Consider the following 20,435-nt stretch of genomic DNA (forward strand, 5'->3'; position numbering starts at 1 on the left):
GGGGTGCTCCTCGCGGTGGATCACTGTTCGGCCGCGGCGCTGCGCTGCAGGGCCCACTGGCCGATGCGTTGACCCATGGCCACGCCCACCTCGGTGGAATTGCGGTAGTGCACGCCGCCATAGATGCGAGCCTGCGCCACTTCATTGGCGAATTCATCGGGCGTGTTCCAGCGGCGCACCACACCAGGCAAGGTGGCGCTGGTCGTGCTGAGCACCGGCAGCGGCCCCTTGCTGCCTTCAGCGTTCAGCACGGTGGCCACGGTGCTGGCCAGGATGCAGTGCGCGCAGGGATACTCCGGGTGCATGGGGGTCTCGATCAACGGCATCCAGCTCGCATCGCGCTCGGTGGCGTCCTGGCCATCCACGTCGCCGTTGCGAATGGCAGTGACGGGACGCCAGAAGTTGTACTGGTACTTCGCATCCATCACGGCGATCAGCGCGTCGTCCATGGATTGCGCCACCAGCGCGAAGAGGCGCGCGTTGGCGATCACGTCGCGGCCCGGCTGCAGCGCCACCGAGCGCACCACGCCGTGGTAAATGGCGGGCAGGGAGTAGTCCCAGAAGCGTCCGATCTCGGTCTGTTCCGCGCTGCGCTGCTTGCTGTCGCGTGCACCCACGGCCTTCATTTCGTTGAAGTCCGTCGCCCAGCGCACACTGGTGAGTGCGGGTGGTGGACCTGGGCGGAACTGGTCGGCACGCTGCAGCAGCCACGGTTTGCGCTGAGGCCAGGCCAGCGCTGCAAGCATCGTGGTGGGCACGTAGGTGCCCGCGGTGGTGTGCGGCCGGTAGGTGTCTGCCCCGGTTGGCATCTCGCCACTGCGCGCAGCCAGGACACGCTGCGCTGCGCGCTCGCCGGCCGCCAGGTGCGCTGCGCGCGGCGCGTCATCAGGCACGGCAGCAAGGGCCGCCTGCACGGCAGCTTCGATGCCGGCGCGCTGGGCAGGCAGCAACTGGGTCAGCGCCGCGCGGTGGGCGCCTGCCACCGCCGCGTCCACCGCGTGGGAAGGTGCCGAGGGCGTGCGTGCAGCCTCCCGCGCGGCTTCGTACACGGCGGTCTGCACCAGCGCCATGACCCGCACGGCAGGGGGTGTGCCGATTCGGGCGTCGCCGACGATCTGGGCGGACCGCTGGTTCCAGTCGGTGATGACATCGGCCTTTGCGGGCGATGCGGCGAGCGCGATCAAGGCCCCGGCGAGGGGCACGGCGCAGCGGGTCATCCAGGTGGATGTTTTCATGATGGTTCTTTCAATAGTGAATGGAATGGAGATGCCTGAGCCACGAGGCAATCAGGCAGGAACAAAGAGGCGGTAATCGGCGCGGTAGCCCACGCGCACCTGCCGCCCGATGGACTGGGCGTCGCAACCGGTCACTGGCGCAATGCCGCCTTCGGTGTTCAGGCGTTGAATGAAGCTGACTGCGCTCAACACGCCAGGCGCACCGACGTTTTGTGTGGTGAGCAGCAACCACGGAATGGCGCCGCTTTCCGGCGCGTCGGCACGGGCTCGCACACTGCCCACCACCCGGCTGCCGTCCAGGCCCATCCAGTACGGGCCGGCGCCGTGGGTGCCCATGGACCGGCCGCGCTCGTCGAACAACTGCGCCTCGGGTGCCACGAAGGTCCAGGCAGCAGCGTTGCTGCCGCTCGCCATGCGGCACTCGTAGATCTGCACGCCTGTGGCCGAGATGGTGGCCAGCGTGCGCACCGAGCCACCCGGTTCCAGTGCGGCAGGCACTTTGGGCTGGGTGATCGGCGCGCCAGCGCAGGCCGCCACGGCAGCGAGACAGGCACCCGCCCAGAGGACGGCCAGCGGCTTCAGAAACTTGCTGGTGTTCATGTCGTTCTTCCCGTGCGGCCCGCTTCAGTGTTTGGTGACCACGATCTCGAGGTATTCGCTCGGCACCACCAGCGAATCCGGACCCGCCACGTTCAGTTCTTCGAGCAGGGCCGTGATACCGCGCTCGAGTGACTGCGCACCGACGGCGTCGAGTGCCGCAAAGGCCTTGTGGGTCGGGCCGTAAAGATCCCGGAACACGTCGACGAAATGCGCTGCCGAGCGGTAGCGGAAGTTGAAGTGCCGACGCTGGCATTCGATGTGCGAAGCCTGCGCGCCGAAGAGCTCGACGATGTGCGGCTCCGTCCCCCAAAGCGAAGGCGGCTGCACACCTGCTGGTGGCGGAACGTGCGCGCCGATCACCTTGAACAGGCGGCCGATGAAGCCTGCGGGCGTCCAGTTCGCCAGGGCGATGCGCCCGCCTGGACGCAGAACACGAAGCATCTCGCTGGCCGCGCGGTGGTGGTCGGGCGTGAACATCACGCCGAAGGTGGAAAGCACCACGTCGAAGCTGGCGTTGGCAAAAGGCAGCGCCTCCGCATCTGCCAGCTGGAACTGCATGGGGAGGTGCTCGGCCTGCGCGCGGTTGCGCCCTTTGTCCAGCAGCGACTGCACGTAGTCCGTGGACGTGACCTTGGCGTACCGGCGCGCGGCAGCCAGCGATGCATTGCCGTTGCCGGCTGCCACGTCCAGCACGGCCTGGTCGGCGCGGACGTCGGCGGCTTCTGCCAGCGCCTCGCCGACGATCTGCAGCGTGGTGCCGACGGCAGCGTAGTCGCCGCTGGCCCAGGTGGCCTGCTGGCGCTGCTTGATGGCGGTGAAATCCGGGGCGGGTTTGTCGATGACGGTGTTCATGGTTTCGGAGCTCCTGAGTGGGTTTGAGGTGTGCATCGGCGCCCTCTGCGCCAATGGATGAATTCTCGAAAACCAGCGCCATTGACGCTTCACCTTGCGTTCGGCATATTTGCTCGTGCGTCCGCCATTGGCAGTGCGGAGCGCCGGGACTTTGCCGTGCGTCCGCGCGGATTGACCGAAACACCGGGCAGCCCAAAACCATGAGCCACGATCCGTTGTCCGATGTGTTGCGCAGCGTCCGCCTGCGCGGCGCGATCTTCTATTACGTGAGCTTCGACGGCGATTGGGCCGCCGAGACGCCACCATCAGCCATGCTCGCCGGAGCACTCATGCCCGGCGCCGACCACGTGCTCGCCTATCACCTGATGGCCAAGGGCGAAGGCTGGGCCGCCTCCGATGGTCAGACCCCTGTTCGGCTGGCCACCGGGGACATCGTCATGTTTCCCCGAGGGGACGGCCACGTGATTTCCAGTGCACCCGGCATGCACGCCATCGCCGACGAAAGCAGTTGGCGCTACGAGACGCGCAACGATCCAAAACCCATACCGGTGGCCTACCACCGTGGCGTGCTGCGGCCTGGGCTGCCCGGCCCTGCGGACGACGCCCGTTCCGTGGTGGTGTGTGGCTTCGTGGCCTGCGACATGAAGCCCTTCAACCCGTTGATCAACGCACTCCCGCCACAACTGCACCTGCGCGCCGGCGCCTTGGGCGCCTGGACGATGCAGCTGCTCGACCAGGCGGTGTCCGAGTCGCGCGAACGCCGCGCCGGCAGCGCCGCTGTGCTGGAACGGGCCAGCGAATTCGTGTTCGTGGATGCGGCGCGGCGCTACCTGGAATCGCTGCCGCCGGGATCGTCTGGATGGCTGGGTGCCCTGCGCGACCGGCACGTCGGTCAGGCCATTTCATTGCTGCATGAACGACCGGCCGAACCCTGGAGCGTGGAAGAGCTGGGGCGGCAGGTCGGGCTATCGCGATCGGCACTGCACGATCGGTTCGTCGAACTGACCGGGCAGGCGCCCATGCAGTACCTGACGCACTGGCGCATGCAACTGGGCGCAGGCCTGCTGCGCAAAGGCCACGCGAAAGTGGCCACGGTAGCGCAGGAAGTGGGCTATGACTCCGAAGCCGCTTTTGCGAGGGCTTTCAAGCGACTCGTGGGCCAGCCGCCAGCGGCGTGGCGGCGCTCCGAGACAGGATGAGCCGCCACCAGCGAAAGCGTCCCAGGAAAGCGACACGGTTTCGTTCGCGCCGATGATGGATCCGCATGTCGCTGTCCGACAAGCCCTGGACGATCATCCGCGCGTCGCTCTGCGCAAGATGCATCTGTCCCGGCGTCAGGATGACGTCGTGCGGTTCGTTGTCGTGAGTGATCCAGACAAGCCCGCGAAGGCATTCGACGGTCAGTGCGGCGGGTTTCATGACGGAGACAAGCGCGCCTTTTTGAAGCGTCATCTGGCGGATGCATTCATCGCGGGTGATCGGTATCGATTTTGTGATTGAGATGTTCATGTGAAGGCCCAGGTAGAGACTTGGCATGCCAAGGCATCGAAGAATGGAACCCATCATTCCCCGATTTCCGATCCGGCGCTCTACCGGGTGTCTTCGGCGTTTGCTCGTGCGTCTTGCGCCAGGGCTGCCAGGTGTCGCACCTGCTATTCAAACTCTCGTTCGAACGATTCACGCTCGGCCACCGCACCGTAGCCGCCCGCGGCGTAGACCAGGGCATAGGCGGCGTAATCGGCCGCCTGAAGTGCTTTGCCCGCCAGCGCGTTGGCGACCGCGTAGGTGGCCGAGACGGCCGCGTGGCCACAGCCATCGATTGACTTGGAGCCCTGGTGGCCAGTGGCCAGGCGGGAGGCTTCCGCAGCGAGCCGATCGCGCTGGGCTTCATCCAGCTTTCCCTCCAGAAACCGGCCGAGCCCATCCACGCATTCGACAACGGCCGGATCTTCGAGCAGGTGCTTCACGCGCATCACGCAAGCGTGACCAAATGCCATTCGAAGGCGTTCGTGCCCAGGAGCATCGAGTTCCATCTGTCGGGCGAGACGATCCAGGCTGTCGTTCATGCGGGCCTCTTCAGGCGGGTTGGGGGGCAGCCAACTCCTGGTCTTGTGCGCGTCGCCATGTGGCCGGTGGAAGTCCCGTGGCGCGCTTGAATGCACGCGAGAAAGCCGCCTCCGATTCGTAACCCACGTCGAGTGCCACGGCGGCCACGCTGCCGTGGCCTTCACGCAGCAAGCGCGCCCCGCACTGCATGCGCCAGTTGGCCAGGTACTGCATAGGCGCGAACCCGGTCAGCAAGACAAACCGGTCGTGCAGCGCCGAGCGCGAAAGTCCCACGCGGCGGCCGAGTTCCTCCAGCGTCCATGGCTCGGCGGGATCGCCATGCATCAACGTGATCGCGCGGCCCACCTGGCGGTCGCGAAGGGCTCCCAGCCATCCCTTGGCGTCAGCTGGCAACGCATCGAGATAGCGCCGCGCGCCGTCGACGAACACCATCTCGCTTACACGTTGCAGCAGTGCGGCGCTGCCGGCGCGACGGGCCTTGGTCTCCGCGGCCGCGTGTTCGAGCATGGGAGCCACCCAGGCGTCCATGCCACCGGCCGGCAGGTGCAAAAGCCTGGGCAAGGTGTTGACCAATGGGTTGAATGGCCTCACGTCGCAGGCGATGAAGCCGCAGACCACCACGGTGCTGGCCTGCTCTCGCGGCAGGCCCGATCCCACCAGGCAGGCGCCTCCGCTGCAGGTGATGGGGATGGCCCGCTCGCCTTCGAGCACCCGGCCGAGCATGCCATCGTTGTCCTTCTCGATGGGCTTCAGGCCCGGCCTGCTGGAGACCACGTGCGCATCGCCGTGCGGAAGCATCACGATGTCGCCTTCTTGCATGCGAAGCGGCGGTTCACCGTCTACCCCAACCCACCCGCCGCCCTTCACGAACATGTGGTACTCGATCACATGCTCGGCACCCGGTATCACGGCTGGCCCGATGGTGCGTCCGCCCGGCGCCTGGACCGACCAGTCGTCGCGACAACTCATGTGAAAGAACACCGAGCCACGCAGGCGCACGCTGCGCAACACGTCGGAAAGAGGGTCAAGATGAGCGTTCAATGTCGGCTCCATCAAGTCGTGACAACTGACTGCATCTGTGCACGCCGCCAGGTCGCTGGGGGCAGGCCGGTGGCTCGCTTGAAAGCGCGCGAGAAGGCTGCTTCGGAATCGTATCCCACCTCCTGTGCGATGGATGCAACGCTCAGGCGCCCCTCCCGCAGCAACCGGGCACCGCACTGCATGCGCCAGTTGGCCAGGTACTGCATCGGTGCCAGCCCCGCTAGCGCGACGAAGCGTTCGTGCAGCGCTGACCGAGACAGTCCCACCCGACGGCCGAGTTCTTCCAGCGTCCATGGCTCGGCGGGATCGCCATGCATCAGCGTGATGGCGCGACCCACATGGCGGTCTCTCAGCGCACCCAACCAGCCGGGCGCGTCGGAGGACAGCGCGTCCAGATAGCGCCGCGCGCCATCCACAAAAATCATTTCGCTGACCCGTTGCAACAGAGCTGCGGTTCCAGGACGCCGATCACTCGATTCGGATACCGCATGCTCCAGCATCGGTGCCACCCAGGCGCCGACACCTTCGGAGGGCAGGTGCAACAGCCTCGGCAGCGCGTCGATCAGCGGGTTGAAGGGTTTGAGGTCGCAAGCGATGAAGCCGCACACGATGATGGCGCTGGCGTCGCCCACCGGCAACTGCCTGCTCGGCTCGAACATGCCGCCGCGGTACGTGATGGGGATCGGCTTCGGGTCGCCCCGCCTGCTGAACAGCCAGTCGCCCTCCTCCGCGGGGGGCAAGCCCGGCGCACTGGAAACGGTGTGCGCGTCGCCGTGGGGCAGCATCACGATATCGCCCTCGCGCATGCGCAGGGGTGGCTCACCATCCACACCAATCCAGCCTTCGCCTTTCGCGAACAGGTGGTACTCCAGGACATGCTCGGCGCCGGGCATCACGGCCGGTGCCAACTCGCTCGAAGGCGGGGCATAGGCGCACCACTGGTCGCGGCAACTCACATGGAAGAAGGCCGAACCGCGCAGCCGCACGCTGCGCAGTACGTCGGAGAGTGGGTCAAGAAGAGGGTTCACCTGGGGCTCCATCCACTTGTGACTTTCGAATGCGTCCATCAGAAACGACAAACCCATGACTCAGAACAACAGCCAGCCACCCGCTGCGCAATAGCCCGCACCGAGCACGAGCACCAGGTGTTGCGTGACGAGGCGAAAATTCACGTCGGTGATGCGATCCAGTATCAGCTTCGATGCACTCGTTCCGGCGATGGCGCAAACAACGACCAGAACGGCCTGGCTTGTGCTGATCGGTGACTCGGCAACAGCAATCACCCATCCGAAGAAGGCCATTCGCAGGGCGTGACTCAGGGTCTGCACAGCGGCCTTTGTGGACACCACCTGGCGGCGGTCCATGGCGGAACGGACGAAGAAGGTGTCAAGCAGAGGTCCAGACACGCCACTGAACATTTGAATGGCCATGCACGTCGACCCGCAGACGAAAGGGTGGCCCTTGCGCTCGACGTTCAGTTGCAGCCGGGAAGGGAGCATGAAAGCCACAAAGGGTGCAGCGCCAAGCATCAGCATGACAACAGGGCGACTTGGGGTCACCTGGGCTGTCGTCGCCACGGTCATCACGAGCGCGGCGCCGAGTGCATATCCTCGGAACACCCGCCATGAGATGTATCGCCACCAGAGCACCGCCCTCCAACCATTGGATGCGAACTGCGCCACCCCATGGACAAACATGGCCTTTTCTACCGAGAAGAGCACGAGCAGCATGCCCATCAGCAGCATTCCGCCGGCCATTCCAAACACGCCCGAAAGCAACGATGTCAGGAGTACCGAGGGGAGCAGGATGATCAACATGCGCGGATTTTGAGAAGCTTTATTAAGTGCGTAAAATGAATTTATCGCACCAACTGTTGCATTTCTTTGATGAAAATCGATGTGCTCGGAATGCAGGCCTTCGTGACCATCGCAACGCTCAGAAGCTTTGCGCGCGCGGCAGACAGCCTGTCGGTGACCTCGCCTGCGTTGACGCGTCGTCTGAGCAACCTTGAGACACAACTGGGCGTGCAGCTGCTGGAGCGAACCACGCGCTCGGTCGCACTCACGCCGGCCGGGACCAGCTTCCTGCCGCGCGCGCGCAGCCTGCTCGACGAGCTCTCCACGGCTTTCAGGGAAATCAGCGCCAGCGGACAGGCACAGCGCGGCACGGTGACGATCGCCTGCGTACCCACTGTGGGCGTTCGCTTTCTGCCTACTCTTCTTGGCGAGTACAGCCGCCGCCACCCCGACAACCGCATCCGCATCCTCGACCACACCTCGTACGGCGTGGCAGAAGCGGTGCAGAAGCGCGAAGCGGAATTCGGCATCAACATGGCGAATGCGCAGTTCTCGGATCTGGAGAGCATCCCGGTGCTCGCCGACCGCCTCTGCCTGATCTGCAGGCGCGATCATCCCCTTGCCCGCAGGCGCACGCTGCGTTGGGATGAACTGCAGGGCCATGCGCTGATCGTCCCCGGGAGCGGAAGCGGCAATCGACCCCTGCTTGACACCGTATTGGGCCCGCTGAACATCCAGTTGCCGGCCACTTACGAGGTGGAACGCAGCTCCACGGCGGTAGGTCTGGTGGCACAGGGCCTGGGTGCAGCGATCGTGCCTCAGTTGTCGATCCCTCCGGGTGCGTACCCGAATCTCAAGCTCATTGCATTGAAGGACCCCTGCGTAGAGCGCACTTTTGTCCTTCTGCGCCGAAAAGGAGCTGTGCTCTCCCCACCCGCCCAGGCACTGTTCGAGTTGATTCGTGCACGTGGAGCACATGAGCGCACGACCCTCACCTGACATCCCGATGCTTGCCAAGCAAAAGTGGCAACGCCGTGGCGATCAGCACCAGACCCATGGACAGCCACTGCAGGGAGTGAATCGGTTCCGCCAGCCACCAGGCGGACAGGGCGAAGGCTGACAAGGGCAGAAAAGCGGTGGCCAGGGCGGCGCCGGCGGCGGAGGTTCTTGCAGCGCCGGCGTACCACAGCACGAAGCCACCCACGGTGCCCACCCAGGCGTAGTACAAAACACCCGCAATGGCCGTGCTTTGCCAAAGCACACCACCTACCGGCCAGCGCACAGCCGCTGGAAGTGCGCACAGAACCAATCCGCCCGCACTCATCGCGATGGACATCTGCAATGGCGTGAGGGTCGCTCTCAATCGCCCTTGGCCCAGAATGAAAACGGCCTCGCAGGCGACCGCGCCGAGTATCAGTGACATGCCGAGGAAGCGGCTTTCTGATGGCGCGGCTGTGCCGGCATCGGGGTTGACCAGCGTCAGAAGAACAACGCCTGCAGTGGCCAAGCCGATTGAGGCAAGAGAGCGAAGCTTGGGGCGCTCACCCAGAAACGCGAAGGACAACAACGCCGCCACCGCAGGCAGCGTTCCGGTCACCACGCTGGCGTCAGCCGCACTGGCCATCTGCACGCCGGAAATCAACAACACCGTGTAGCCAACGCTGCCCGCAGCTGCCTGCATCAACAGCACGAACCGGTCATGTCGGCAAAGCCTGGGCCAGGCCGTTGATTGCAGCAACAACCCGATCAGCAGCACGGGCAAGGCTGCGGCGTGGCGCAGAGCCGTCGCCACGAAGGGGTCCATGGTCTCGCCGATCAGCTTGCTGGCCGGGACCGTGGAGCCCACCAGCACCATGGCCAGTACACACAGCAACTGACCGTGGCGCTGCCCTTTTGCGTTGTCCCTGATCGAATGTTCCATGCGTGCCCTCGGTTGAACCAGGGCCCACTTTGAACAGCTTCAGGAGTCTTGTCTTGAACGCGGTTGCAGCACGCGCTGGCTGGCGCCAGGCGAATAGCCGAGCAATGTCCGGAAGGTGCGGGTCATGTGGCTTTGATCGGCAAAGCCGCATTCTGCGGCGGTGACCGCCAGGGGCACGCCCTGCGCGATCAGCGCGCGGGCTCGCTCCAGTCGGTAGGCTCGCAGCCAGGCATGGGGCGGGAGGCCATACACCTCGGTGAAGCGACGCAACAGCTGGTAGCGGCTCAGGCCCAGTGGCGCGGACAAGTCTTGCAGCGATGGCGGATCGAGCACTTCGGCCGCCAGCATGTCGCGCACCTTGCAGATGGCAACAGGGGCATTCGAGGGCGGTCGGGCCGTGCTGTGATGCGTGAGCACGTGGGTGCACAAAAGAGTCAAGGCCGATTCGTCAGCCAGACGCGTCAGGCCGTCATGCGCTTCGCGGGCGGAGCGTTGTGACCATGCCTTGAACAGCCGCTGCAGTTGAACCACCAACCGGGGGTCCTGCAACACCGGTCGGGTGAACTCCACATCGGTGTCGTTGCTTGCGTCGGTCTGGCCGCCGAGCGAACGCATGATGTTCACATCCACGTGCAGCATGACCCAACGGCGACCTTCTCTCTGGAGAGGGGCGCCGTCATGGACCTCCCCGGGGTTGTGAGTCAGCACATGGCCCGCCAGCACATCCACCTGCCCCCGGCCGCTGGCCGAGCGATGGCCGCCTTGCTCCATCACGCCAAATCCGAAAGTGCTGTGCCAGTGTTTGTCGAATGACCGCGTCGAACTGATCCGGATGGCCTGAACACCGGGCAACGAGCTTGGCAACAGTTCGGCACGCACGGCGGAGCTTGCACTCGTGCCGCCCCTGTGTTGGAGGCTGCGTTCGTTCACCATCAGTCTGGAAAAACTCGGATCGAATGAAAGGACGTTCGAGCAAGGTCGCGCGACGCCGAGTGAAGCGCGCAACAGCGCGAACGGCAACCATATGCACACCGACCGACGAAGTGTCGGGGCCACTTCAATTTCACGCAAGACACCATGACATCCGCCTTTGCCACCCCTGTCAGTTCCATCAAGGACCCCACGCAGGACTTCACCGCCTTCAAGCTGCGCCAGCAGGCCGCCTGGTCGAGCGGCGACCACGCCGTCGTGGACACCACCCTGCAGATTGTCGGCGAAACGCCTGCGGAAGCGGTGCCATGAGCACCATTTACTCACACCGTCTCGCCTTGCTGCTTGCGCTGGCCGGCGCGGCTGCAGCCGGCTGCGCCAGCTCGGAGATCGCGGCACCGTCTGGCGAACTCCCCGTGATGACGGTGGCAGCCCACGGCGTCCAGATTCACGAGTGCAGCGCGGCACCTGGCGCAGTGCCAGCGTGGACGCTCATAGCACCCGAGGCGGACCTGTTCGACGCGACCGGTCGGCGCATCGGTCGCCATGGCGCCGGACCCTCCTGGGAGCACGAAGACGGGAGCCGCTTCGACGGCACCGTGCGCACGCGCATGGCCGCACCACGGGCAGGTGCCATCCCCTGGCTGTTGATCACCGCTCGGCAACAAGGACTCTCGGTGGGCGTCTTTTCACGGGTGACCAGCGTACAGCGCGTGAACACGATCGGTGGGCTACCGCCTGACCACGGCTGCAGCGCCGCCACGATAGGCCAGCGCGCGCACATGGCGTACCGCGCGGACTACGTGCTCTTCGTTCAGCGGAGCAGTCCACCATGATGGGCTCCGGATCCACACCGCTCGTTCTCTGCACGTGGGCACTGACCCTCCGAAGAATTCCTTATGAATGTCAGCAATCAGGTCAATGACCCTGGGCTTCGCGCCTCCCTTCCCATGACGATTCCGCAGATCAAACTGGTGCCGGTCAAGACGGTGCACAAGCTCGCGTTGAAGAGAGGTAAACCACACCTGCAAGAAGTACTTGGTGTCAGCATCCCGGAGGATTGGCCAGAATTCCCCGAAGCGTTTGAGGTTCGTGGTGAAGACAGCGTGCTTTCAGAACTCTGGCCCTCGTACTTCTTTGTCTGCCCAGCCGTGGGCGTCCTCGTAGGAAACGGCGGGTTTGGGGCACCTCCCGACGAAGCCGGCGAAGTGGAAATCGGCTACGAGATAGCGACGCCCTTTCGGAACAAGGGTTGGGCGACGGCGGCGGCCATTTCGCTGATTCAACTCGCGTTCTCCAGGAGGGGCGTGATTGCGGTGGTGGCGCACACCTTGGCGCAGGAGAACGCGTCCACCGCAGTCCTGAACAAGGTCGGCATGTCCATGGTCGCGGAGTTGCCGAACGCTGAATTCGAAAAGGTATGGAAATGGAGCCTTCGGAGACCCTGAGGAACCTACCGATCCCTCCTGGCGTGGGTGGCCGGGTGTGATGCGTTTGTGTTTCTGGAAGCCTGAATTTTTCAGGATATGGTCGAATTTCAGGCACCTGCTTCGTCGTCGGTGCACCATCACCACTTGAAGGACCCGCCATGGCAACCAACCCGGAAAAAATCAAAGGCCCGGCCTCGTACTTTCCGTCCATCGAGAAGAACTACGGCCAACCCATCGACCACTGGATGCAGGTGCTGAAGCAGGCCGGTCCTCTGAAGCACATGGAACTGGTGACCCTGCTCAAGACCGAGCACGCCATGGGTCACGGGCATGCGAATGCGCTGGTGGCGGCATTCATGGCGCAGGTCAGGAAGCTCTGACGTGTCGCTGCTGGCTGAGGGTGCGTCCCGAGCGTCGCGCAGGAAATCCCAGAGCCGTTGACAGGGCTCCTGCGGCCGCGCACGGACGATGGGCTGCGGTGAGGCAAACTACGTTCATGACACACCCCATCCAGCATCAGGAGAGCGCGTCGCGCGGCGCTTTCGTCATCCTGCGCGACGGCCGGCGCATTGCCGAAATGACCTACACCCGCACCAACCCTTCACTGGTGGTGGTGGACCACACCTTTGTGGACCCGAGCCTGCGCGGGCAGGGTGTCGCGCGCCAGCTCCAGGACGCCATGGTGGCCTGGGCGCGGGAGAACGACACCAAGGTGGTGCCCGTCTGTTCGTATGTGCAAGTGCAGTTCGATCGCGACCCCTCCATTCGCGACGTGCTGGCCCAGGAGTGAACCCATGACCCATCCGATCCAGCAACAGGAAGAAGGCTCGAAAGGCGCTTTCGTGTTCCAGCACGAAGGCAGGCGCCTGGCGGAGATGACCTACAGCCGCGTCAATGAATCGCTGATCGTCATCGACCACACCGAGGTGGACGAAAGCCTGAAAGGACAGGGCATGGGACGCCAGTTGCTCGACGCACTGGTGGCGTGGGCGCGCGAGTCGAAGACCAAGGTGATCGCGCTCTGCCCGTTTGCGAAGTCGCAGTTCGACAAGGACCCGTCGATCCGCGACGTGCTGCGCGACTGAGCGCAAGCGCCTGCCGAGAGCCGTGAGCAACACCACCATTCCTGGCCCCGATGGTCAGCCGCGTTGCCGCTGGTGCGCGGCCGCACCCGAGTTCTTCCACTACCACGACACCGAGTGGGGATTTCCGGTGAAGGACGACCTGCGCCTGTTCGAGAAGCTGTGCCTGGAAGGTTTCCAGTCGGGCCTGAGCTGGCGCACCATCCTGGCCAAGCGCGACAACTTTCGCGCGGCCTTCCATGGCTTCGATGTGTCGAGAGTGGCGCGCTTTGGCGAAATCGACATCGAACGGCTGCTGAGCGACGCGGGCATCGTGCGGCACCGCGGCAAGATCGAGGCGGTGATTCACAACGCGCGCATGGCACAGGAGCTCGCCGCGCAGGAAGGCTCGCTGGCCGCCTACTTCTGGCGGCACGAGCCCGACGTTGCCACGCTGGGCGAGCCGCAGACCGCGTCCACATCGGCGACCTCGATCGCCTTGTCGAAAGACCTGAAGAAGCGCGGCTGGAAGTTCGTGGGCCCGACCACCGTGTACGCCTTCATGCAGGCCATGGGGCTGGTCAATGACCACGCCACCGGCTGCGTGACGCGGGCGCAAGCGGAACGCGCTCGCTCGAAGTTCGTGCGACCTTCTTGAGTTGAATGCAAAGCCGAGCTCTTTGCTGGGCTATGGGCGTCATTGGGAAAACTTCGTTGGACGATGCGCCGGCAGAAACTAGACTGCCGGCTCACCCTCTCGCGAACAACAACCTCAATGGAGAATCCCATGTCGACCGAAGCCAAGTGCCCCTTCTCGGGCGCCCCCCGCAACACCATTGGCGGTGCTTCCAACAACGCCACCTGGTGGCCGAACCAGCTCAACGTGAAGCTGCTCAACCAGCATTCACCCTTGAACGACCCCATGGGCGACGAGTTCGACTACGCCAGGGAATTCAAGACGCTGGACCTGGACGCGGTGATCAAGGACCTGCACGCGCTCATGACCGATTCGCAGGACTGGTGGCCAGCCGACTACGGACACTACGGCCCGTTCTTCATCCGCATGGCCTGGCACAGCGCCGGCACCTACCGCATTGCCGACGGTCGCGGTGGTGCGGGTTCGGGCACGCAGCGTTTCGCGCCACTCAACAGCTGGCCCGACAACGGCAACCTGGACAAGGCGCGCCGCCTGCTGTGGCCGATCAAGCAGAAGTACGGCCGCAAGATCTCGTGGGCCGACCTGATGATCCTGACCGGCAACGTGGCGCTGGATTCGATGGGCTTCAAGACCTACGGCTTCGCCGGCGGCCGCCCCGACGTGTGGGAACCCGAAGACATCTACTGGGGCCCGGAATCGGAATGGATGGGCGACGAGCGCTACAGCGGTGACCGCGACCTGGAGAACCCGCTGGGCGCCGTGCAGATGGGCCTGATCTATGTGAACCCCGAAGGGCCCAACGCCCGACCCGACCCCCTGGGCTCGGCGCGCGACATCCGCGACACCTTTGCCCGCATGGCGATGGACGACTACGAGACCGTGGCCCTGGTGGCCGGCGGCCACACCTTCGGCAAGAGCCACGGCGCGGGCGACCCGGGCCAGTACATGGGCAAGGAACCTGAAGGCGCGACGCTGGAAGAACAGGGCCTGGGCTGGAAGAACAGTTTTGGTGCCGGTCACGGCGTGAACACCATCACCAGCGGCATCGAAGGCGCGTGGACGCCCACGCCCACACAGTGGGACATGAGCTATTTCGACACCCTGTTCGGTCGCGAATGGGAACTCACGAAGAGCCCGGCCGGGGCTCACCAGTGGAAACCGAAAGACCCCGCGGCCGCCACGCTGGTGCCCGACGCACACGACCCTTCAAAGCGCCACGCGCCCATGATGACCACGGCCGACATGGCGCTGCGCATGGACCCGGCGTACGAAAAGATCTCGCGCCACTTCCACCAGAACCCGCAGGAATTCGCCGACGCCTTTGCCCGCGCTTGGTTCAAGCTCACGCACCGCGACATGGGCCCGCTCTCGCGCTACCTGGGTCCGCTGGTGCCCAGGGAAGAACTGATCTGGCAGGACCCGGTGCCTGCCGTGGACCACGCGCTGGTGAACGAAGCGGACGTGGCAGCGCTCAAGACGAAGGTGCTGGCCTCGGGCCTGTCGGTCTCTCAGCTCGTCATCACGGCCTGGGCATCGGCATCCACCTTCCGCGGCTCGGACAAGCGCGGTGGCGCCAACGGCGCACGCATTCGCCTGGCGCCGCAGAAGGACTGGGAAGTCAACCAGCCCGCCGAACTGGCCAAGGTGCTGCAGAAACTGGAAGCGATCCAGCAGGAATTCAACAGCGCGCAGCCGGGCGGCAAGAAGATTTCGCTGGCTGACCTGATCGTGCTGGCCGGCTCCGCCGCTGTGGAGGAAGCGGCGAAGAAGGCGGGCCACAGCGTGACCGTGCCGTTCTCACCCGGCCGCACCGACGCATCGCAGGAGCAGACCGATGTGCAAGCCTTTGCGGTGATGGAGCCCACCGCCGACGGTTTCCGCAACTTCGCCCAGGCCGGCCTGGAAAACTCGGTGGCCGAACGCCTGCTGGACCGGGCCAACCTGCTGACGCTGACCGCACCGGAGATGACGGTGCTGATCGGCGGCCTGCGCGCGCTCAACGCGAATGCCGGCCAGACCGCGCACGGCGTGTTCACCAACCGGCCCGGCACGCTGACGAACGACTTCTTCGTCAACCTGCTGGACATGCGCACGGTGTGGACGCGCTCCGCCACCACAGCGGGCGTCCTGGAAGGGCGTGACCGCACCAGCGGTGCGCTCAAGTGGACCGGCACCGCCGTGGACCTGGTGTTCGGCTCCAACTCGGTGCTGCGCGCACTGGCCGAGGTGTACGCGTCCAGCGATGCGCAGACGGATTTCGTGCGCGACTTCGCCGCCGCGTGGACCAAGGTGATGAACCTGGACCGCTACGACCTGAGGTGATGTTCAGTGGCCGGGCGCGGCCACGCTGAAAGAGAATGCCGCGCCCTGCCCCACCACGCCCTCGCCCCGCACGCGCCCTCCATGGCGTTCGATCACGCGGTGCACCGTGGCCAGCCCCACGCCCGACCCTTCGAACTCCTGCGGGCGGTGCAGCCGCTTGAAGGGTTCGAAGAGCTGCGAGGCGTAGGTCATGTCGAAGCCGGCGCCGTTGTCGCGCACACAGAACGCTGGCGCTCCGTCGTCAAGGCCCTCGGGAGCGCGCGTGAACTCGATGCGCGCGTTCGCCGTCTGGCCGGTGTACTTCCAAGCGTTGCCCAGAAGGTTCTCCAGCACCACGCGCATCAGGCCCGGGTCTGCCACCACCTGCAGGCCGTCCTCGATGTGCCAGGCCACGCTGCGGTCCGCATCGCTGCGGGCCAGCTCGTCGGCCACCGTGCGCGCGATCGCGCTCAGGTCCACCGGCTCCAGGCGCAGTTCGGCGCGGCTGACCTGCGCGAGCGCCAGCAGGTCGGACGTCAGCCGGCCCATGCGATGCACCGCGGCGATGATGCGCCGCAGGTGGCCCCGCCCCTGCGGGCTGAGCTTGTCGCCGTCGTCTTCCTCGATGACACGCGCGAAGCCGTCGATGGTGCGCAGCGGCGTGCGCAGGTCGTGCGAGACGCTGTAGGCGAAGGCTTCGAGTTCGCGGTTGAGCATGGAGAGTTCGCGCGTGCGCTCGGCCACGCGCACCTCCAGTTCTTCGTTGAGCTTGCGCAGGGCTTCTTCAGCCCGGTGCATTTCGGTGATGTCCTGCACGGTGCCCACGCTGCGCGCGGGCTGGTCGCCATCGAACTGCGTGAAGCCGGCTTCTCGCACGTGCTTCACCCGGCCATCGCCCATGAGCAGTCGATGCACCACCTCATACGGCGTCCGGCCTTCCACCGAAACCTTGTAGGTGCGGTTGATGAGGGCGCGGTCTTCCGGGTGCACGGCGCCGATGAAGTGCTTGTACGACGGCGCCTCCCCGGGGTCGACCTCCAGGATGCGGTAGATCTCGTCGGACCAGTTCAGGCGGTTGTCGTGCAGGTCCAGTTGCCAGCTGCCCAACTGCGCAAGCTTCTGTGCTTCCTTCAGGCGCGCTTCGCTGTCTTTCAGCGCCACCTGCGCCCGCTCGGCGCGCAGCAGCAGCCAGACGATGTAACCGCCGCACAGCAACAGCAGCAACACCAGTGCGCCGGTAGCCGCCTGTGAACGCGCCAGTCCCGCCTCGACCGGTTCGAGCACAGAGGCCCGCTCCAGACCGATCGCCACCACCAGGCCATGCTCAGGCGTTCGGTGCCAGCCGTAGGTGCGCGGCGTGCCATCGAGCAGGCCCTCCACGTGGAAGATCCCGGCCTGTTCGGTCCGGGTGGTGTCGAGGTACGGGCGGTCTGCCGGCACGCGCTGGCCCATGGCGCTGGCGTTGTCGCGGCTGCGAGCGAGAAAGGTGCCGTCGGTGTGAACCAGGGCCACCACGTCCCTGGGCGACAGCTGCAGGGCGGCCAGCCGTCGCGAGAGGTAATCGGTCGACACGAGGAACTGCACGGTGCCGTCGAAGCGGCCGTTGCGCCGCAGCGGGCGGCTGACCACGAAAGTCCATTCATTGACCACGCGCGAGTAGACCGGCTTGCCGATGATCAGACGGTCGGCTCCGGATTTCTGCAGAATTTGAAAGTGCTCGCGGTCTCCCACGAAGGGGCGTTCGGGCACACCACGGCTGTTGTAGACGACGTATCCCTGGGCGTCCGTGAGCGAGATATGGGTGACGAAGCCGGCCGGCAGCGCCGCCAGCAGGGCCTGCGCCTCCACATCGATGCCAGCGGGATCGCGCGCCCATTCGCGCCGCAGGCCGCCCAGTTCGAGGTCGAGCACGCTGAGCAGCGCGCCCACCTGGTTGGCCATGGCGTCGGCCAGCTGCAGGCTGCGCTGGTCGGCCTGCGCGAGCAGTTGCTCGCGCTGCTGATGCCTGGAGCGCTCCGACTGCCACCAGAGAAAGCTGGCCGAGAGCAGGGTCAGCAGCGCCACGAGCGCCAGCAGCAACCGGGTTCGCCTTCTCATGCCGGGCCTTCCTGGGTGGAACGATGGCTCAGTCTAGGTGCAGATGCCGATCGCAGGAAGAGGGAAATGTCTCAGTCCACCAGCAGGCCGCGCAACAGCTCGCTCAAGCCATCCCACACGATCTGCACGCCCAGGCACAGCAGGATGAAGGCCGACAGGCGCAGGAAGATGACCGTGCCGGCCTCGCCGAGCGGCCGCAGCAGGCGCTGGGCATAGCGAAAGGCGAGGTACAGCACGACGCCGATGGCGAGCACCGCGAGCACGCCGCCGCCGATGCGGGCCAGCGACAGGCCGAGCTGCTGATCGTGCAAGGCCACGCCCACCGTGATGGCCGCCGCGATGGAGCCGGGGCCACAACTGATGGGAAAGGTGAGCGGGTAGAACGCCTGGCGGCGGGCCTGCTCTGGCGTGAAGGCCTCGGCCAGCGCGGCGCGACGGTCGTCGCTGGCGTGGCTGGTGTTGAGCAGGCGCCAGGCGGCCGAGGCCACGATGAGCCCACCCCCCACGCGCACGATGGGCAGCGAGATGCCGAAGAAGTCCAGCACGTAGCTGCCCACCAGCATCGACCCCACCATGAGAAAGATCATGTTGCGCGCGATGCGCCGGGCCAGCAACGCACGCGTGGCCGGCGCCGCGCCCTCGGTGAGCCCGAGGAAGATGGGCGCGGTGGCCGCCGGGTTCAGGATCGGCAGCAACGCAGCGAACACGAACAGGAAGCTCTTGCCCAGCGCGAGCAGCAGTTCGAAGGTCATGCAGCGGGCGGAGGTTCCACCATGCTGCGCATGCGGCGACGCAGCTCGCGCTCGCGCCGTTGCTCTTCGTGGTGGTCGTCACGCACGCCTCGCCACAGGGCCACCGCCATGAGCACGATCACCAGCGTGAAGGGCAAGGCGAACACGATGGTCGCGGTCTGCACGGCCTTGAGTCCGCCGGCCAGCAACAGGCTGATGGCGATGCCCGAGATCAGCACCCCCCACACGATCTTGATGCGCGCGCTGGGGTTTTCATTGCCGCCCGAGCTCATCATGCCCAGCACCAGCGTGGCGGAGTCGCCCGAGGTGATGAAGAAGAGCATGACGAGGATGGTGGCGATGCCCGACATCAGACCCGCCATGGGCAAGGCCTCGAACAGCGCGAACAGGGCGGTGGACACGTCGGCCTTGACCGCTTCTGCCATTGGCAGGTCGCGCATGATCTCGAAATGGAGCGCGGTGCCGCCGAACACGGAGAACCAGACGAAAGCCGCCAGCGTGGGCGCGAGCATGGTGCCCAGCACAAATTCGCGGATGGTGCGCCCGCGCGAGACGCGCGCGATGAACAGCCCCACGAACGGCGACCAGCTCACCCACCAGGCCCAGTAGAAGATGGTCCAGCCACTCACCCAGCCGCTGTCGCGGAACGGTGTCATGCGCAGGCTCATGCGCACGAACTCGCTGACGTAGCTGCCCAGCGTGGTGGTGAAGGTGTCGATGATGGCCACGGTCGGGCCGAAGGCGAAGACCGCCAGCGCCAGCATCGAGGCGAGCAGGAGGTTGATGTTGGACAGCCACTTGATGCCGCGGGTGACGCCCGTAACGGCCGACGCCAGGAACAGCACGGTGGTGACGACGATGATGCCGACCTGCGATGCATCGCCCACCGGCAGGCCGAACATGGCGTTGAGCCCGCTGTTGATCTGCAGCGCGCCCATGCCCAGCGAGGCGGCCACACCGAACGCGGTGGCAATCACCGCCAGCACATTGACCACCGGCCCGAGCTTCTTCATGGGGGCCCAGGGTAGGCTCTGCACCGCCGTGCTCACCAGCGCGGAGCCGCCTTTGCGGAACTGGAAGAACGCAATGGCCAGGGCCACCACGCTGTAGACCGCCCAGGGGTGCAGGCCCCAGTGGAAGAAGCTGTAGCGCATGGCGGCGTTGGCCGCTTCGGGTGTGTTGGGGGCGATGCCGGGTGGCGGTGCACCGTAGTGCGAGATGGGTTCGGCCACGCCCCAGAACACCAGGCCAATGCCCATGCCGGCGGCGAAGAGCATGGAGAACCAGGAGCCGAGTGAGAACTCGGGCTCGTCGTCCTCGCTGCCGAGCTTGAGATCGCCGTAGCGGCTGAAGGCGAGCACGAGCGCGAAGACCACGAGGCCGAGCACCACCCACAGGTAGAACCAGCCGAAATCGCGCGTGGTGGCGGCCAGCGCGGTGTCGAACACCGAGGCCAGTGACGCCGGGGCGAGAACGCCCCAGATGACGATGGCCACGATGAGACCGGCCGAGACGATGAGTTGCATGAAATGACTCCTCCAGGAATGGGGTGCCCAGCACCATGTGCCGCCTTTTGAAAGCGGTCAAGTTCACCCCGGCCTGTGAGGGCGCGGGCTGAAGGTGGGTGCACCGGATCGGTGGTGAGGGAAACGACGGCGGCGGTGGCCCGATGTGTCAGGTGTTCCCGCTCTGGA

23 protein-coding genes are annotated in these 20,435 nt (G+C 65.5%); 10 read left to right on the top strand and 13 right to left on the bottom strand.

Features of this window, described 5'->3' with window-relative positions; translation table 11 throughout:
* Window positions 1-20: 20 nt before the first annotated feature.
* The 3 genes from ACTIEY_RS19915 to ACTIEY_RS19925 are packed head-to-tail and all read right to left on the bottom strand — an operon-like array spanning window position 21 to window position 2,687.
* Window positions 21-1,235, bottom strand: coding sequence for a vanadium-dependent haloperoxidase (locus ACTIEY_RS19915; RefSeq protein WP_439520892.1), 1,215 nt, complete (start codon window positions 1,233-1,235; stop codon window positions 21-23).
* 51 nt (window positions 1,236-1,286) lie between these two features.
* Window positions 1,287-1,835: a DUF3455 domain-containing protein gene (locus ACTIEY_RS19920; protein WP_439520893.1), complete on the bottom strand. Its 549-nt coding sequence runs from the start codon at window positions 1,833-1,835 to the stop codon at window positions 1,287-1,289.
* Between the two features lie 24 nt (window positions 1,836-1,859).
* Window positions 1,860-2,687: a class I SAM-dependent methyltransferase gene (locus tag ACTIEY_RS19925; protein WP_439520894.1), complete on the bottom strand. Its 828-nt coding sequence runs from the start codon at window positions 2,685-2,687 to the stop codon at window positions 1,860-1,862.
* 200 nt (window positions 2,688-2,887) lie between these two features.
* On the opposite strand from ACTIEY_RS19925, the gene ACTIEY_RS19930 reads away from it, so the two are divergent.
* Window positions 2,888-3,886 carry an AraC family transcriptional regulator gene (locus tag ACTIEY_RS19930; protein ID WP_439520895.1) on the top strand — a complete coding sequence of 333 codons (999 nt, stop codon included), beginning with the start codon at window positions 2,888-2,890 and terminating at the stop codon, window positions 3,884-3,886.
* On the opposite strand, the gene ACTIEY_RS19935 is transcribed toward ACTIEY_RS19930, so the two are convergent.
* From ACTIEY_RS19935 to ACTIEY_RS19955, 5 genes are all read right to left on the bottom strand, one after another.
* On the bottom strand, window positions 3,831-4,196 hold the full coding sequence (locus ACTIEY_RS19935) for a DUF2917 domain-containing protein (protein WP_439520896.1): 366 nt from the start codon (window positions 4,194-4,196) through the stop codon (window positions 3,831-3,833). The two genes, ACTIEY_RS19930 and ACTIEY_RS19935, sit on opposite strands and share 56 nt — an antisense overlap.
* 143 nt (window positions 4,197-4,339) lie before the next feature.
* On the bottom strand, window positions 4,340-4,753 hold the full coding sequence (locus ACTIEY_RS19940) for a hypothetical protein (RefSeq protein WP_439520897.1): 414 nt from the start codon (window positions 4,751-4,753) through the stop codon (window positions 4,340-4,342).
* 10 nt (window positions 4,754-4,763) lie between these two features.
* A complete protein-coding gene (locus ACTIEY_RS19945) occupies window positions 4,764-5,795 on the bottom strand; it encodes an AraC family transcriptional regulator (protein ID WP_439520898.1) in 1,032 nt (343 codons plus the stop codon).
* 11 nt (window positions 5,796-5,806) lie between these two features.
* On the bottom strand, window positions 5,807-6,835 hold the full coding sequence (locus tag ACTIEY_RS19950; RefSeq protein ID WP_439520899.1) for an AraC family transcriptional regulator: 1,029 nt from the start codon (window positions 6,833-6,835) through the stop codon (window positions 5,807-5,809).
* Between the two features lie 48 nt (window positions 6,836-6,883).
* Entirely contained in the window at window positions 6,884-7,612 is a 729-nt protein-coding gene (locus ACTIEY_RS19955; RefSeq protein WP_439520900.1) for a TSUP family transporter, read from the bottom strand.
* 69 nt (window positions 7,613-7,681) lie between these two features.
* Here ACTIEY_RS19955 and ACTIEY_RS19960 point away from each other — a divergent pair, with 69 nt between their 5' ends.
* Complete coding sequence (locus tag ACTIEY_RS19960) at window positions 7,682-8,590, top strand: LysR substrate-binding domain-containing protein (protein ID WP_439520901.1); 909 nt, start codon at window positions 7,682-7,684, stop codon at window positions 8,588-8,590.
* Here the strand turns inward: ACTIEY_RS19960 and ACTIEY_RS19965 are convergent.
* On the bottom strand, window positions 8,583-9,512 hold the full coding sequence (locus ACTIEY_RS19965) for a DMT family transporter (RefSeq protein WP_439520902.1): 930 nt from the start codon (window positions 9,510-9,512) through the stop codon (window positions 8,583-8,585). The two genes, ACTIEY_RS19960 and ACTIEY_RS19965, sit on opposite strands and share 8 nt — an antisense overlap.
* A 39-nt stretch (window positions 9,513-9,551) precedes the next feature.
* The gene (locus tag ACTIEY_RS19970; protein WP_439520903.1) at window positions 9,552-10,445 is read right to left on the bottom strand and encodes an AraC family transcriptional regulator; all 894 of its coding nucleotides are present in this window, start codon (window positions 10,443-10,445) and stop codon (window positions 9,552-9,554) included.
* Window positions 10,446-10,589: 144 nt separating this feature from the next.
* Between ACTIEY_RS19970 and ACTIEY_RS19975 the strand changes: the two genes are divergently transcribed.
* The 8 genes from ACTIEY_RS19975 to katG all read left to right on the top strand — a co-directional run bounded on the left by ACTIEY_RS19975 (window position 10,590) and on the right by katG (window position 15,913).
* The gene (locus tag ACTIEY_RS19975; protein ID WP_439521002.1) at window positions 10,590-10,754 is read left to right on the top strand and encodes a hypothetical protein; all 165 of its coding nucleotides are present in this window, start codon (window positions 10,590-10,592) and stop codon (window positions 10,752-10,754) included.
* Window positions 10,751-11,278, top strand: coding sequence for a DUF3455 domain-containing protein (locus ACTIEY_RS19980; protein ID WP_439520904.1), 528 nt, complete (start codon window positions 10,751-10,753; stop codon window positions 11,276-11,278). Before ACTIEY_RS19975 ends, ACTIEY_RS19980 begins: the two co-directional genes overlap by 4 nt.
* Before the next feature lie 63 nt (window positions 11,279-11,341).
* Complete coding sequence (locus ACTIEY_RS19985) at window positions 11,342-11,890, top strand: GNAT family N-acetyltransferase (RefSeq protein ID WP_439520905.1); 549 nt, start codon at window positions 11,342-11,344, stop codon at window positions 11,888-11,890.
* Between the two features lie 140 nt (window positions 11,891-12,030).
* Complete coding sequence (locus tag ACTIEY_RS19990) at window positions 12,031-12,252, top strand: DUF4287 domain-containing protein (RefSeq protein WP_439520906.1); 222 nt, start codon at window positions 12,031-12,033, stop codon at window positions 12,250-12,252.
* A 116-nt stretch (window positions 12,253-12,368) separates the two neighbouring features.
* Entirely contained in the window at window positions 12,369-12,662 is a 294-nt protein-coding gene (locus tag ACTIEY_RS19995; protein WP_439520907.1) for a GNAT family N-acetyltransferase, read from the top strand.
* Window positions 12,663-12,666: 4 nt separating this feature from the next.
* Window positions 12,667-12,957: a GNAT family N-acetyltransferase gene (locus ACTIEY_RS20000; RefSeq protein ID WP_439520908.1), complete on the top strand. Its 291-nt coding sequence runs from the start codon at window positions 12,667-12,669 to the stop codon at window positions 12,955-12,957.
* A 22-nt stretch (window positions 12,958-12,979) separates the two neighbouring features.
* Entirely contained in the window at window positions 12,980-13,591 is a 612-nt protein-coding gene (locus tag ACTIEY_RS20005) for a DNA-3-methyladenine glycosylase I (RefSeq protein WP_439520909.1), read from the top strand.
* A gap of 129 nt (window positions 13,592-13,720) precedes the next feature.
* A complete protein-coding gene (gene katG, locus ACTIEY_RS20010) occupies window positions 13,721-15,913 on the top strand; it encodes a catalase/peroxidase HPI (RefSeq protein ID WP_439520910.1) in 2,193 nt (730 codons plus the stop codon).
* Between the two features lie 3 nt (window positions 15,914-15,916).
* Here the strand turns inward: katG and ACTIEY_RS20015 are convergent, their stop codons facing one another.
* From ACTIEY_RS20015 to ACTIEY_RS20025, 3 genes are all read right to left on the bottom strand, one after another.
* Complete coding sequence (locus ACTIEY_RS20015; protein WP_439520911.1) at window positions 15,917-17,989, bottom strand: ATP-binding protein; 2,073 nt, start codon at window positions 17,987-17,989, stop codon at window positions 15,917-15,919.
* Window positions 17,990-18,060: 71 nt separating this feature from the next.
* Window positions 18,061-18,741: a MarC family protein gene (locus ACTIEY_RS20020; RefSeq protein WP_439520912.1), complete on the bottom strand. Its 681-nt coding sequence runs from the start codon at window positions 18,739-18,741 to the stop codon at window positions 18,061-18,063.
* Window positions 18,738-20,267, bottom strand: coding sequence for a BCCT family transporter (locus tag ACTIEY_RS20025; RefSeq protein WP_439520913.1), 1,530 nt, complete (start codon window positions 20,265-20,267; stop codon window positions 18,738-18,740). The genes ACTIEY_RS20020 and ACTIEY_RS20025 overlap by 4 nt, the downstream gene beginning before the upstream one ends.
* Between the last annotated feature and the right edge of the window lie 168 nt (window positions 20,268-20,435).

The sequence above is a fragment of the Hydrogenophaga sp. genome (assembly GCF_051858985.1).
Taxonomy (GTDB): domain Bacteria; phylum Pseudomonadota; class Gammaproteobacteria; order Burkholderiales; family Burkholderiaceae_C; genus Hydrogenophaga.